At 58.5% G+C, this 13,649-nt stretch carries 12 protein-coding genes; 9 read left to right on the forward strand and 3 right to left on the reverse strand.

Features of this window, described 5'->3' with window-relative positions:
• Window positions 1-7: 7 nt before the first annotated feature.
• The gene (gene nudE, locus AC559G_RS00345) at window positions 8-562 is read right to left on the reverse strand and encodes an ADP compounds hydrolase NudE (RefSeq protein ID WP_438597886.1); all 555 of its coding nucleotides are present in this window, start codon (window positions 560-562) and stop codon (window positions 8-10) included.
• Between the two features lie 465 nt (window positions 563-1,027).
• Here nudE and AC559G_RS00350 point away from each other — a divergent pair, with 465 nt between their 5' ends.
• From AC559G_RS00350 to AC559G_RS00380, 7 genes are all read left to right on the forward strand, one after another.
• Complete coding sequence (locus tag AC559G_RS00350) at window positions 1,028-3,157, forward strand: intracellular growth attenuator family protein (protein WP_498910411.1); 2,130 nt, start codon at window positions 1,028-1,030, stop codon at window positions 3,155-3,157.
• A gap of 91 nt (window positions 3,158-3,248) precedes the next feature.
• A complete protein-coding gene (gene yrfG / locus AC559G_RS00355; protein ID WP_498910413.1) occupies window positions 3,249-3,929 on the forward strand; it encodes a GMP/IMP nucleotidase in 681 nt (226 codons plus the stop codon).
• Window positions 3,926-4,333 (forward strand): ribosome-associated heat shock protein Hsp15, encoded by a 408-nt coding sequence (hslR, locus tag AC559G_RS00360; protein WP_438597883.1) that lies wholly within the window; start codon window positions 3,926-3,928, stop codon window positions 4,331-4,333. The genes yrfG and hslR overlap by 4 nt, the downstream gene beginning before the upstream one ends.
• Window positions 4,334-4,358: 25 nt before the next feature.
• Window positions 4,359-5,240 carry an Hsp33 family molecular chaperone HslO gene (hslO, locus tag AC559G_RS00365; protein WP_498910416.1) on the forward strand — a complete coding sequence of 294 codons (882 nt, stop codon included), beginning with the start codon at window positions 4,359-4,361 and terminating at the stop codon, window positions 5,238-5,240.
• Between the two features lie 315 nt (window positions 5,241-5,555).
• Window positions 5,556-7,175 (forward strand): phosphoenolpyruvate carboxykinase (ATP), encoded by a 1,620-nt coding sequence (gene pckA, locus AC559G_RS00370; protein ID WP_498910418.1) that lies wholly within the window; start codon window positions 5,556-5,558, stop codon window positions 7,173-7,175.
• 126 nt (window positions 7,176-7,301) lie between these two features.
• Window positions 7,302-7,529 (forward strand): FitA-like ribbon-helix-helix domain-containing protein, encoded by a 228-nt coding sequence (locus tag AC559G_RS00375; protein ID WP_438597880.1) that lies wholly within the window; start codon window positions 7,302-7,304, stop codon window positions 7,527-7,529.
• On the forward strand, window positions 7,526-8,005 hold the full coding sequence (locus tag AC559G_RS00380) for a type II toxin-antitoxin system VapC family toxin (RefSeq protein WP_498910421.1): 480 nt from the start codon (window positions 7,526-7,528) through the stop codon (window positions 8,003-8,005). Before AC559G_RS00375 ends, AC559G_RS00380 begins: the two co-directional genes overlap by 4 nt.
• Before the next feature lie 27 nt (window positions 8,006-8,032).
• Here AC559G_RS00380 and envZ read toward each other — a convergent pair whose 3' ends face one another.
• Together envZ and ompR are read right to left on the reverse strand one after the other, a co-directional pair.
• Complete coding sequence (gene envZ / locus AC559G_RS00385) at window positions 8,033-9,403, reverse strand: two-component system sensor histidine kinase EnvZ (RefSeq protein WP_346082992.1); 1,371 nt, start codon at window positions 9,401-9,403, stop codon at window positions 8,033-8,035.
• Window positions 9,400-10,119, reverse strand: a complete 720-nt coding sequence (gene ompR / locus AC559G_RS00390; RefSeq protein ID WP_004709363.1) for an osmolarity response regulator transcription factor OmpR — start codon at window positions 10,117-10,119, stop codon at window positions 9,400-9,402. The genes envZ and ompR overlap by 4 nt, the downstream gene beginning before the upstream one ends.
• A 509-nt stretch (window positions 10,120-10,628) precedes the next feature.
• Between ompR and greB the strand changes: the two genes are divergently transcribed.
• Both greB and AC559G_RS00400 read left to right on the forward strand, forming a co-directional pair.
• Complete coding sequence (gene greB, locus AC559G_RS00395; protein ID WP_498910424.1) at window positions 10,629-11,102, forward strand: transcription elongation factor GreB; 474 nt, start codon at window positions 10,629-10,631, stop codon at window positions 11,100-11,102.
• A 179-nt stretch (window positions 11,103-11,281) separates the two neighbouring features.
• The gene (locus AC559G_RS00400; protein WP_498910426.1) at window positions 11,282-13,612 is read left to right on the forward strand and encodes a Tex family protein; all 2,331 of its coding nucleotides are present in this window, start codon (window positions 11,282-11,284) and stop codon (window positions 13,610-13,612) included.
• Window positions 13,613-13,649: the final 37 nt, after the last annotated feature.

Raw genomic sequence — 13,649 nt, forward strand, 5'->3', positions numbered from 1 at the left:
CGGACGATCAGCGCGCGCCGCGCAGGAAGGCTTCCGTCAGGAACAGCGCGCTAACGTTACGCGCCTCGCGGAAATCCGGCTCAGCCAGCAGCGCCATCATGTTGGCGATTGGCCAGCGCACCTGCGGCAACGGTTCCGGCTCATCGCCTTCTAGGCTTTGCGGATAGAGATCGTGCGCCAGCACGATATTCATCTTGCTCGAGAAATACGACGGCGCCATGGTCAGTTTACTCAGGAAGTCAAAGCGCCGGGCGCCAAAGCCCACCTCTTCCATCAGCTCACGGTTGGCGGCTTCCAGCACCCCTTCACCGGGATCGATCAACCCCTTGGGGAACCCCAGCTCATAAGATTCGGTGCCGACCGCGTATTCCCAGATCAGCAGCAGATCGTCGCCGATAACTGGCACAATCATCACGGCCTCGCGTTCTGAAGGCCGCATGCGCTCATACACCCGGCGAACACCATTGCTGAACTCCAGATCGACCGACTCAACGTTGAATAAACGCGAACGCGCAACCGTTTCTACCTTTAGGATTTTGGGTTTTTGCAGGTGTTTGTCCATGATTGCCTCAAAGAGATCACCCACCGTCTACGGCACAAACCGCCGCGATAACATGGATAACCAGAGTTATGATTGGCGCAATGCAGGGTTGCCAACATACTAAAACGCCAGCCAAATTCGATCTTGATCACATTGTGCGTTAATGAGAACCTTAACTGCAACGAGCACAGTCAGTAATTTACTTTTTTTTAACAGGCAGAGCCAGTGCCTGCGGCTTTTCCGGCCACAATCAGCAAATATCATCGGTGAGAATAGGATTATACCGATATCGGCCAAGATGGCCGATTATTATCATCACGGGGTACGGTGCCTAAGAACAGAGGATGTTTCCGACTAAAACTGAGACTCAGTTAATGTTTTCCTCCTTCTGTTATTCTTCTGGATGCCTGCAGGCAGTTTAGTCCGTATAATATGTGACCTTTCATATAAAGGTTAGTGGGGTTCACGGCGCGAGATGGGGATAGCATGAGCACAATAGTGTTGATATTGGCCGTAGTGCTTGTCTGCCTAATTGCCGCCGGGCTGTACTATTGGTACAAGGCCCGCAACCAGCCACTTCTTGCGCACGCCTTGCCGTTTATCAAACCCACTCACCGCAAGATGACCGCCGACGAACGGGCCGCCGTTGAGCATTACCTTAATCTGCAGAACCGCTTGGGCGGCAATAACCTGTTGCCCGGCGCCCTTGGGCTGCCCGCTGCCAAGCTGGCGTTAACGCCACAGAGTGAAAACGTCTATCCCGTGACGCATGCCATCACCCGCTATGGGCTGGCCAGCGACGAACCCAATAAATGGCGTTATTACCTTGATACAGAAGAGGTGCACCTGCCGCCGTTCTGGGAGCCCTATATCAGCGCAGACAACCATGTCGAAGTGATCAAAACCCAGACGCTGCCGCTGGTGATCTCGCTCAACGGTCACTCGCTGCTTGACCATATTCACGATCGGCCGCCAGCGCCGGTGTTGGCCGCCAAGCCCGCCCGTAACGCGTCGATCCGTAAAGAAGAAAGCGAACACGTCGAGCTGGTGAATATCCGCAAGGAAACACCGGAAGAGCACCAGCTCAACCGCCCGAACGGCATCAAGGAAGCGGGTATTATCTCCGCCGCTTTGCTGCTGCTGTTTTTCAGCCTGATAAGCCCAGTGTTGGTGATCCCGTGGATGATTTTCGTCGCGGTGTTGATGATCATCTGGGGAGGCTGGAACCTGTTCCGGCGGCCAACGGAAAATGAGCTGAAAGAGATCCACTGCCTGCGCGGTATGCCAAAACGCTGGGGGTTGTTTGGTGAACCGAACCAGGGGCAGCTCAGCAACATTTCGCTCGGCATTATCGATCTGATCTACCCGCCGCACTGGCAACAGTATGTGAACCGCGATCTCGGCCATACCACCGACGTGGATATTTACCTTAACCGCCAGGTTGTGCGCCAGGGGCGCTATCTTTCCCTGCACGACGAGGTGAAAAACTTCCCCCTGCAACAATGGGGGCGCAACGCGGTGCTGACGGCCAGCTCGGCACTGATCCTGCTGCTGCTGTTGACTTATATCCCGCTCAGCCTGCCGCTGAAGCTCAGCATGGCCTGGCTACAGGGCGCGCAAAAGGTGGAGGCTGCCACCGTCCAGATGCTGGAAGCCACACCGCTGCACATCGGCGATACGCTGAAGATTCAGGGCAGCGGCATGTGTTATGTGCCGCCGCAGGCAGGCAGAGAAGGCAACGCCAACTTTATGCCCTTCGACTGTTCGGGCATTTACTGGAATAACGCCGAACCGCTGCCGCAGCCGGAATCAGAGGTGATCGACAAAGCCACCGCGCTGCTGGCGACGGTCAATACCCAATTGCACCCCTCAGGGGCAGAACAGAAGCTCAATCCGCAGTTGGCCAGCGCTATTGAAAAATCCGGCATGTTCCTGCTGGATGATTTCTCCGATATCGTGCTGAAAACGCAGGATCTGTGCAGCGGCGAAAACGACTGCATCCGGCTTAAAAACGCGCTGATCAATTTAGGCAACGCCAAAAACTGGGACAGCCTGGTAAAACGCGCCAACGCCGGCAACCTGCAAGGGGTTAACGTGCTGCTGCGCCCGGTCAGCGCGGAATCGCTGGAAAGCCTGGCCAAGGCGGCCGCAGCCTCGTTTATTTACCATGAAACCCGCCAAGCCGCCTCTGCGCTCAATAGCCCGCCGCCGGGCGGCTTCCTGATCACCAGCGACGAAGGCAAGCAGTTGGTGAACCACCCCACGCCGCCGGTGCCGTTGAACGAATATAACGCGCTCGACCAGTGGAACGAACTGCAACGCTTGGCGAGCATGCTGCTGCATACCCCCTTCCAGGCACAGGGGGTGATTACCAATATCAGCGTCGATGCCAATGGCACGCGCCATATCGCACTGCACAGCGAGCCCGATATGATTACCCTGTGGCGCTATCTCGGCACCAGCCTGCTGCTGCTGTCGGTGGCGGTGATCGCCGGTTACAACGCCTGGCGCTTGCTGCAACGTCGGCGTATGAACCGCCACCGCATCGCCGATATCCAGCGTTATTACGATAACTGCTTCAATCAGCCGCTCATGCCCACGCCGCCAGCGCGGTAAACGCCACCCGCCTCCCCTGCCGCGGGCGCTTATGCTAGGCTATATCTCATCCCTAAGAATCCACCTCGCCGATTGGCCCTGCGGAGTTGCCATGCCCCCTGAATTTGACTGGAGTAACATTGACACAGTCCTGCTGGATATGGACGGCACCCTGATCGATCTGGCTTTCGACAGCCACTTCTGGCTGCAGCAGGTACCGCAGGCGCTGAGCCAACAACGGGCGATCCCGCTCGAGAAGGCTTGCAAAATCATCCATGACGAGTACCTAGCGGTGCAGCACACCATGAACTGGTACTGTTTCGATTACTGGAGCGAGCGGCTGGGGCTGGATATCTACCGCATGACCAGCGAAGCCGGCAGCCGAGCGCGGCTGCGCGAAGACACCCGCCCGTTCCTGCAGGCGCTGCGCCGTAGCGGCCGGCGCACCATCCTGCTGACTAATGCCCATCCGCACAGCCTGCAGGTGAAAATTACGCACACCGGGTTGGATCAGCACCTTGATTTATTGCTTTCCACCCACACATTTGGTTATCCGAAGGAAGATCAACGTCTGTGGCAGGCGGTGCAGCAACACACCGGTTTTGACCCTCAGCGCACGCTGTTTGTTGATGATGGGGAGCCTATTCTCGACGCCGCGCGGGCTTTTGGCATCCGCTACTGCCTGGGCGTGCAGAACCCAGACTCCAGTACGGGGGAGAAAACCTTTCAGCGCTACCCGGCAATGCGTGATTACCGCACACTGATACCAGCGCTGGAAACGGAGGGCCGATGAAAGCAAAAACCACCGCGGATGACGCAGTCCGGTTGGACAAATGGCTGTGGGCAGCCCGTTTTTATAAAACCCGCGCACTGGCGCGCGACATGATCGACGGCGGCAAAGTGCATTACAACGGGCAGCGCGGCAAGCCGAGCAAAGCCGTTGAGATCAATGCCGAGATCAAATTGCGGCAGGGCAATGAAGAACGCACGGTGATCGTGCTGGCCGTTAGCGGCCAGCGGCGCGGCGCCAGCGAAGCGCAGCAGATGTACCAGGAAACGGCAGCCAGCATCGCCAACCGTGAAAAAATGGCGCTGGCGCGCAAAATGAACGCGCTGACCATGCCGCACCCTGACCGGCGACCGGATAAAAAAGAGCGCCGCGATCTGATTAAGTTTAAATTCGGCGAGTCGGATTAACGGCTCGCTCTACTGAGAGAAAACTATGTCTAACCATGACCAATTGCACCGCTACCTGTTTGAAAACTATGCGGTGCGTGGCGAGCTGGTGACTATCAGCGAAACCTATCAACATATTCTGGCCGGCCATGACTACCCGGCGCCGGTGCAAAAGCTGCTGGGTGAGATGCTGGTCGCCACCAGCCTGCTGACCGCCACCCTGAAGTTCGACGGTGACATTACCGTACAGTTGCAGGGCGACGGCCCGCTGAAGCTGGCGGTGATCAACGGCAACAACCAGCAGCAGATGCGTGGCGTAGCACGCATGCAGGCAGAGATCGCGCCGGACAGCACGCTGCACCAAATGGTTGGCAACGGTGTGATGGTGATTACCATTACCCCCTCCGAAGGCGAGCGCTATCAGGGCATCGTCGGCCTGGAAGGCGAAACTCTGGCAGAATGCCTGGAAAGCTATTTCCGCCAGTCGGAACAGCTGCCGACCCGCTTGTTTATCCGCACCGGCGAAGCGGCCGGCACCCCAGCGGCGGCGGGCATGCTGTTGCAGGTGCTGCCGGCACAGGATGGCAACAACGCCGATGATTTCGATCATCTGGCGCAGTTGACCACCACGATCAAGAACGAAGAGCTGTTCGGCCTGCCTGCCAACGAAGTGCTGTATCGCCTGTACCATCAGGAAGAGGTTACCCTGTATGAACCGCAGGCAGTCACCTTCCACTGTACCTGCTCGCGCCAGCGCTGCGCAGATGCGCTGCTGACGTTGCCGCCTGAAGAGGTGGCCACGATGCTCGAACAGGACGGCAATATTGATATGCATTGCGATTACTGCGGCAACCACTATGTGTTCGATGCCGTTGACGTCGCTGCGCTGCATAACAACGGCAGCAGCGCTGATAGCCATTTGCACTGATCAACGCCCTTCACCGGCGGGCGCCTCGCCCGCCAGCTCCCCCCCCCCCCAGATAAAACAACACGATATAGCCGTTCCTTGTGTCTATACTTGATAGGCGCCGTTCGCACGCAACGCCGCTCGGCAGGTTAACTTTGCCAAAACCAGGCGATCTGCAGAGTGATCTGATTTACATGTTTACTTTTTTCCGTGTACTACTTCTCATAACGTAATTAAAAATGGTATCTAACGTTAATTGTTTGATACCTATCGCGGCTATATGTCGCCGAATCCCTACAATTGCTGGCAGAAATTATGTAACCAAGGAGTAGTAATATGCGTGCTAAAGGTATAACCCACCAGGATCTTGCTGTTTACGGGATCCATAACGCCGGCGAGATTATCTACAACCCGGGTTATGAATTGCTGTTTACGGAAGAAACCGATCCGTCGCTGGAAGGGCTGGAGCGTGGCATAGAAACCAAGCTGGGCGCAGTCGCCGTTGATACCGGGCGTTTCACCGGCCGAACACCGAAAGATAAATACATCGTGCGTGACGATACCACCCGCGATACCGTCTGGTGGGCCGATCAGGGCAAAGGTAAAAACGACAATAAACCGCTTAGCCAGGAAACCTGGACGGACCTGAAACAGCTGGTGGCCGAACAGCTCTCCGGTAAACGCCTGTTCGTGGTTGATGCATTCTGTGGCGCCAACCCTGATTCGCGCCTTAAAGTGCGTTTCATTACCGAAGTGGCCTGGCAGGCGCACTTCGTGAAAAACATGTTTATCCGCCCCACCGAAGAAGAGCTGCAGGGCTTTGAGCCGGATTTCGTGGTGATGAACGGCGCCAAATGCACCAACCCGAACTGGCAGCAGCAGGGGCTGAACTCCGAGAACTTTATCGCCTTCAACCTGACCGAGCGCATGCAGCTGATCGGCGGCACCTGGTACGGCGGCGAAATGAAAAAAGGTATGTTCTCGATCATGAACTACCTGCTGCCGCTGAAAGGCATTGCTTCTATGCACTGCTCGGCCAACGTTGGCGAAAAGGGCGATGTGGCGGTATTCTTCGGCCTGTCCGGCACCGGCAAAACCACACTGTCGACCGATCCCAAGCGCAAGCTGATTGGCGATGATGAACACGGCTGGGACGACGACGGCGTATTCAACTTTGAAGGCGGCTGCTACGCGAAGACCATCAACCTGTCGGAAGAAGCCGAGCCGGATATCTTCCATGCCATCAAACGCGATGCGCTGCTGGAAAACGTCACCGTGCTGGCCGATGGCTCCGTCGATTTCAACGACGGTTCAAAAACCGAAAACACCCGAGTTTCCTACCCGATTTACCATATCCACAACATCGTCAAGCCGGTATCCAAGGCGGGCCATGCTACCAAAGTGATTTTCCTGACCGCCGATGCCTTCGGCGTGCTGCCGCCGGTTTCGCGCCTGACGCCGGATCAGACCCAGTACCACTTTCTCTCTGGGTTTACCGCCAAGCTGGCCGGCACGGAACAAGGCGTTACCGAGCCCACGCCAACCTTCTCCGCCTGTTTTGGCGCCGCCTTCCTGTCGTTGCACCCCACACGCTATGCCGAAGTGCTGGTGAAGCGCATGCAGGCCGCCGGCGCCCAGGCTTACCTGGTGAATACCGGCTGGAACGGAACCGGCAAACGGATCTCCATCAAAAATACCCGCGCCATTATTGATGCCATTCTTAGCGGCGAAATCGATGAGGCCAGCACCCAAACGCTGCCGATCTTCAACCTGACCATCCCGACCGCGCTACCGGGCGTTAACACGGAGATTCTGGATCCGCGCGCCACTTACGCCAGCGCCGCGCAATGGGAAGAAAAGGCCAAAGACCTGGCGCAACGCTTCATCAACAACTTTGATAAGTACACCGATACACCTGCGGGCGAAGCGCTGATCAGCGCAGGGCCGAAGCTCTAACTCCGGCCATCGCCGTCGATCCCTCCCAGGCGCAGTTTCTGCGCCTTTTTTTCGTTTCGGCAATTGTGCCGAAACGCATCGCCGGATGATAATGCCGTGCCATCATTGAAAGCATAGGGGGTTTTCGTGGCGACCATTACCATCAGGAATCTTGACGACGACATCAAAGAGTTGCTGCGCATCGCCGCCGCCAGAAACGGCCACTCAATGGAAGAGGAAGCCCGGGTGATATTGAAACAGGCCCTGGTGCAAAGGCCGCCGCGCTATGGCCTGGCGAGCCGGATTCAGCAACATGTTGCGCCGCTGGGCGGCGTAGAACTGGCGCCGGAAGCCGCCGGTAACCCCAAGAAATGATTATTCTGAACACCCCGGTGCTGCAGGAGCTACTGCGCCCCACGCCGCATTACAACGTCGTGAAATGGCTCAATGAGCAAGACACCTACGCATTTTACCTGTGCGCCCCGGTGGTCGCCGAGCTGTTCACTGAAGTGGCCGCGATGCCGGCCGGGGAGAAACAGGCGGCCGTTAGCGCCAGCCTGCTGGGGATGCTGCAGGAAGAGTTTGGCGAGCGCATCCTGCCGTTTGACGCCGATTGCGCCCTGCGGCTAGCGCAGCTAAACGCCGCAAACCGGCAAAATGAACGGCCGATGAGCTACCCGGATGCCCAGATCGCCGCCATCTGCCTGCAGCACGGCGCCACGCTGGCGACGCGCAACACCCAACCGTTCCTGCACTGCGGCCTCAATCTGATCGACCCCTGGCGGGTGCCGACCGGCCACCGCCTGCATCAAGATGCGGCGGAATACTACGTGATGAGCCGCAAATCCTGACCGCTGAACGGCGGCAGCGCTCGCCGCTCAGCCGTTTTCCTTCACCGCCGGATGCGCGTTGGCCGGTTCTTTCCCTTCCAACGGCAGCGGCAGATAGGCGCGGATGCGCAGGCCGCCGCGCTCACTGGTGCCGATATCCAGCACGCCGTCATGGCCGTCGATAATCCTCTGCACAATCGCCAGCCCAAGGCCGGTGCCGCTGGTGCTGCGTGCGCTGTCGCCACGCACGAACGGCTGGAATAGGTGCTTGAGCTCTTCTGGCTTGATGCCCGGCCCATCGTCTTCCACCTGGAACCAGCCGCGTTGCAATTCACGCCCGCTGCTGACCTTGATCCAGCCATTGCCGTAACGCGCCGCATTCACCACCATATTGACTGCCGCCCGCTTAATTGAGAGCGGGTGTAAATGCATTAGCAGTTCGCCCGGCGCCAGATCGGTTTCAATCACCCGTTCGTAGCCGCTTTCGGCCGCCACTACTTCGCCCAGAATGGCATTCAGATCGCCCAGTTCCATCTGCATCTCCTGCCCGGTGCGCAGGTAGTCGATGAACTGCTCGATAATGTCATTACACTCTTCAATATCCTTGTTGATCGACTCCGCCAGATAGCCGTCTTCGGCGCTCATCATTTCCGTAGCCAGGCGGATACGCGTCAGCGGCGTGCGCAAGTCGTGGCTGACCCCAGCCATCAGCAGCGTGCGGTCGTCAGCCAATTGCTTCACGCCCGACGCCATCTGGTTAAAGGCGCGCGTGACGGAACGCACCTCAGACGCGCCGTACTCGCGCAGCGGCGGTGGGATAATGCCTTTCCCCACCTGCAGCGCCGCGTGCTCCAGCTCCACCAGCGGCCGGTTCTGAATGCGGATAAACAGCCAGGCGCCGCCGATAGCCAGCAGCATGATCGCCAGGGTATAGCGGAACAGCGGCGAGAAATCGCCCTGATGAATTTCGGTGAGCGGCACGCGCACCCAGATATCCGGCGAGAGCCAGGTTTTCAGCCATACCACCGGCGAGTTCTTGTTCACCTCCACCCGCACTTCAGTCGGCCCGCCCAACTGCTGCGCCATCTGCTGGCTCAGGAACTCATAGTGCTGCGCCCAGCGCAGGCCGCTTTCTTCAGCGGCGGCATTGGTATAGAGGGAAATCCCCAGCTCACGGTAGATTTCGCGGCGGAACGCCGGCGGCACCTCAAGCAGGGTGCCATCCTCCAGTTGCAGTTGGTCGGTCATCAGCATACGCACTTCGTAAGCCAAGACCTTATTGAACTGTTGCAGGCTGGGCAGAATGGCGAAGTTCAGCACTACCAGGTAGGTCGTCACCAGGCTGACGAACAGCAAGGTGACGATCAACAGCAGGGTTCGGGCAAATGAGCTACGCGGTGAAAAGCGCAATCGCCTCATGCCTTACTGCCGTCCGGTACGAAGACGTAGCCCAGGCCCCAGACGGTCTGGATGTAACGTGGATGTGCGGGATCTTCTTCAACCATGCGGCGCAGACGGGAAATCTGCACGTCAATCGAACGCTCCATCGCGCTGTATTCACGGCCACGCGCCAGGTTCATCAACTTATCACGCGAAAGCGGCTCGCGCGGGTGGCTCACCAGCGCTTTCAGCACGGCGAACTCACCGCTGGTCAGCGGCATAGGTTCATCTTCGCGGAACATCTCGCGCGTCCCCAGGTTCAGCTTGAACTTGCCGAAGGCGATCACCGCTTCTTCCTGCGAAGGAGCGCCCGGCAGTTCATTGGCCTGGCGGCGCAGCACCGCGCGGATACGCGCCAACAGTTCGCGCGGGTTGAACGGTTTTGGAATGTAGTCATCGGCGCCGATTTCCAGGCCGACGATGCGGTCAACCTCTTCACCCTTGGCCGTGACCATAATGATCGGCATCGGGTTGCTCTGGCTGCGCAGACGGCGGCAGATCGACAGGCCGTCTTCGCCAGGCAGCATCAGATCCAACACCATCAGATGGAAAGACTCACGCGTGAGCAGGCGATCCATTTGCTCAGCATTAGCTACGCTGCGAACCTGGAAGCCCTGTTCGGTTAAATAGCGTTCCAAAAGCGCACGCAGGCGCATGTCATCATCGACGACCAGAATCTTATGATTCTCTTGCATTGTATGACTCCCAAAGGCTGTATTGCCCGATTCAAGGCTGTGGGTTCATGCCTAAACTGCGCCGGCAATTTGGCACGGCACGAATTGCCGGCCCGGCAGGCCCAAATAAACGGCAAATAACGCAGCATATGGCCAAAAGGCCACAGCCCCACATTGTTAAAAAACCCTGCCATCACGGACAGCGTTTAATGGTATACATTCTAGCCGAAATTGTTACAAAGCTTATTGTTCTGCCCAAATATCAACAATTTTCGTCTGATTGGCGGCCGAAATGCAGCGGCCCGGCGCGGGCAGAAGAGCCTACGGCAGTTTAGCGTAGCGGCGGTAATAAAAAATGCCGCGGGCTGGCAATTTTGCTCACCGGCGCAGTATCCGGCCGCTATCGGTTGATTTTCAGCCTCTTTGGCTGCACTGCGCCGGGTTCTGCACTAGAATCGCACCGCATGATATGGCACTTTACGCCATCCCCGGATAACTTTCCCGTAGACCTTCCCTGAAAGTGGATACCGATGAGAACACAGCTAATCACCCGCGAGGGGTATGACAAACTCAAACAGGAACTGGATTATCTCTGGCGTGAAGAACGCCCCGAAGTCACCAAGAAGGTGACCTGGGCCGCCAGCTTGGGCGATCGCAGCGAAAACGCCGACTATCAATATAACAAGAAGCGGCTGCGCGAAATCGATCGCCGCGTGCGCTATCTTACCAAGTGCCTGGAGCAGTTACGGATCGTCGATTACTCGCCGCAGCAGGAAGGGAAGGTGTTCTTCGGCGCCTGGGTCGAGATCGAAAACGATGACGGCGAGGTGAAACGTTTTCGCATCGTCGGTTATGACGAGATTTTCGGCCGCAAAGACTACATCTCCATCGACGCGCCGATGGCGCGCGCGCTGTTGAAAAAAGCGGTTGGCGATGTGGCGCTCGTCAATACGCCGGCGGGCGAAGCGCAATGGTATATTAATGCCATCAGCTACTCGGCCTGACTTTCAGTTTTTTCTGAACCGCCGCCGGCAGCAGCCACCGTGCCAGCTACCCTGCCGCCTTCCCCCGCGGCTCCCGGCGGCAGCGCTGCGCGCCGGCGAGCGGCAAGGCTGGCATTTTCCTGGGGCAATACGTATAACTGTCCCCTGTTTATTCACCGCGCCTAACAGATATCAGAATTATGAATGAACCACTGAGCCGCATTATCGCGACAGAACTGCAGGCCCGCCCGGAACAAGTTGATTCGGCCATTCGCCTGCTGGATGAAGGAAATACCGTCCCGTTTATCGCCCGCTATCGTAAGGAAGTGACCGGCGGCCTGGACGACACACAGCTGCGCCAGTTGGAAACCCGCCTGGGCTATCTGCGCGAGCTGGAAGACCGCCGCCAGACCATCCTCAAATCGATCGAGGAACAAGGCAAGCTGACCGAACAGCTGGCAGGGGCGATTAACGCGACGCTCAGCAAAACCGAGCTGGAAGACCTCTACCTGCCGTACAAACCCAAGCGCCGTACCCGTGGGCAGATTGCCATTGAAGCCGGCCTGGAGCCACTGGCGGACACCCTGTGGCAAGATCCGCAGCAGCAGCCGGAAACCCTGGCGGCGCAGTACGTCAGCGAAGAAAAAGGCGTGGCGGATGTGAAAGCCGCCCTCGACGGCGCGCGCTACATCCTGATGGAACGCTTCGCCGAAGACGCCACCCTGCTGGCGAAAGTGCGTGACTATTTGTGGAAAAACGCCCACCTGGTAGCCAAAGTGGTTGAGGGCAAAGAAGAGGAAGGCGCTAAATTCCGCGACTACTTCGATCATCACGAACCGATTTCACAAGTGCCTTCACACCGCGCGCTGGCGATGTTCCGCGGCCGCAACGAAAGCATCCTGCAGCTGTCGTTGAATGCCGATCCGCAGTTTGAAGAAGCGCCGCGCGAAAGCCATGCGGAACAGATCATCATCAATCACCTCAACCTGCGCCTGAACAACGCCCCGGCGGACGGCTGGCGCCGGGCGGTGGTCAACTGGACCTGGCGCATCAAAGTGCTGCTGCACCTGGAAACCGAGCTGATGGGCACGGTGCGCGAGCGTGCGGAAGACGAAGCCATTAACGTTTTCGCCCGCAACCTGCACGATCTGCTGATGGCGGCGCCCGCCGGCATGCGCGCCACCATGGGGCTCGATCCGGGCCTGCGCACCGGGGTGAAAGTGGCGGTGGTCGACGCCACCGGCAAGCTGGTCGCCACCGATACCATTTACCCCCACACCGGCCAGGCCGCCAAGGCCGCCGCCGTGGTTGCCGCGCTGTGCATCAAACACAAGGTTGAGCTGGTCGCCATCGGCAACGGTACCGCCTCACGCGAGACCGAACGCTTCTTCGCCGCGGTGCAAAAACAGTTCCCGGAAGTGCAGGGGCAGAAAGTGATCGTCAGCGAAGCCGGTGCATCGGTGTACTCCGCCTCTGAACTGGCGGCGCTGGAGTTCCCGAACCTTGACGTTTCCCTGCGCGGTGCGGTGTCCATCGCCCGCCGCCTGCAGGATCCGCTGGCGGAGCTGGTGAAGATCGAACCCAAATCCATCGGCGTCGGCCAATACCAGCACGACGTCAGCCAAAGCCAACTGGCGAAGAAGCTGGATTCAGTGGTGGAAGACTGCGTAAACGCCGTCGGTGTGGATCTGAACACCGCATCCGTGCCGCTGCTGGCGCGCGTTGCCGGGTTAACCCGCATTATGGCGCAAAACATCGTCGCCTGGCGCGATGAGAACGGCCGCTTCAGCAACCGCGACCAGTTGCTGAAGGTCAGCCGCTTGGGGCCGAAAGCCTTTGAGCAATGCGCCGGCTTCCTGCGCATCAACCACGGCGACAACCCGCTGGACGCTTCCACCGTGCACCCGGAAACCTACCCGGTGGTGGAACGCATCCTGGCGGCTACCCAGCAAAGCCTGCAGGATCTGATGGGTAACCCAAGCGCCGTGCGCAGCCTGAAGGCCAGCGATTTCACCGATGCGCAGTTCGGCGTGCCAACGGTGACCGACATCCTGAAAGAGCTGGAAAAACCCGGCCGCGATCCGCGCCCGGAATTCAAAACCGCCACCTTTGCCGACGGCGTGGAAACCCTCAACGATCTGCAGCCGGGGATGATCCTGGAAGGCACCGTCACCAACGTCACCAACTTTGGCGCGTTCGTTGATATCGGCGTACATCAGGATGGGCTGGTACACATCTCTTCGCTGGCGGATAAGTTCGTCGAGGATCCGCATACCGTGGTGAAAGCCGGCGACATCGTCAAAGTCAAAGTGATGGATGTGGATCTGCAGCGCAAGCGTATTGCACTAAGCATGCGCCTGGATGAACAGCCGGGTGAAGGCACCGTGCGCCGCGGCGGCAATGCCCCGGCGCGGGATAACGGCAGCCGCCCGGCGGCCAATCAGCACAAGCCCCGCAGCGTTGCCGGCGCGCCGGCAGGCAATAGCGCGATGGGCGATGCTCTGGCCGCTGCCTTCGGTAAAAAGCGTTAACTACGCCACCATGCAGAGCGGTGATGAGCCGCTCTGC

Origin of the sequence: Gibbsiella greigii (genome assembly GCF_039540155.1) — a bacterium.
Taxonomy (GTDB): domain Bacteria; phylum Pseudomonadota; class Gammaproteobacteria; order Enterobacterales; family Enterobacteriaceae; genus Gibbsiella; species Gibbsiella quercinecans.

Bases quoted from the DNA above. Each gene is read 5' to 3' on its own strand.
- pckA (WP_498910418.1), top strand. From the start codon at position 5,556: ATGCGTGCTAAAGGTATAACCCACCAGGATCTTGCTGTTTACGGGATC.
- ompR (WP_004709363.1), bottom strand. From the start codon at position 10,119: ATGCAAGAGAATCATAAGATTCTGGTCGTCGATGATGACATGCGCCTG.
- nudE (WP_438597886.1), bottom strand. From the start codon at position 562: ATGGACAAACACCTGCAAAAACCCAAAATCCTAAAGGTAGAAACGGTT.
- yrfG (WP_498910413.1), top strand. From the start codon at position 3,249: ATGCCCCCTGAATTTGACTGGAGTAACATTGACACAGTCCTGCTGGAT.
- hslO (WP_498910416.1), top strand. From the start codon at position 4,359: ATGTCTAACCATGACCAATTGCACCGCTACCTGTTTGAAAACTATGCG.
- envZ (WP_346082992.1), bottom strand. From the start codon at position 9,403: ATGAGGCGATTGCGCTTTTCACCGCGTAGCTCATTTGCCCGAACCCTG.
- AC559G_RS00380 (WP_498910421.1), top strand. From the start codon at position 7,526: ATGATTATTCTGAACACCCCGGTGCTGCAGGAGCTACTGCGCCCCACG.
- hslR (WP_438597883.1), top strand. From the start codon at position 3,926: ATGAAAGCAAAAACCACCGCGGATGACGCAGTCCGGTTGGACAAATGG.
- AC559G_RS00350 (WP_498910411.1), top strand. From the start codon at position 1,028: ATGAGCACAATAGTGTTGATATTGGCCGTAGTGCTTGTCTGCCTAATT.
- AC559G_RS00400 (WP_498910426.1), top strand. From the start codon at position 11,282: ATGAATGAACCACTGAGCCGCATTATCGCGACAGAACTGCAGGCCCGC.
- greB (WP_498910424.1), top strand. From the start codon at position 10,629: ATGAGAACACAGCTAATCACCCGCGAGGGGTATGACAAACTCAAACAG.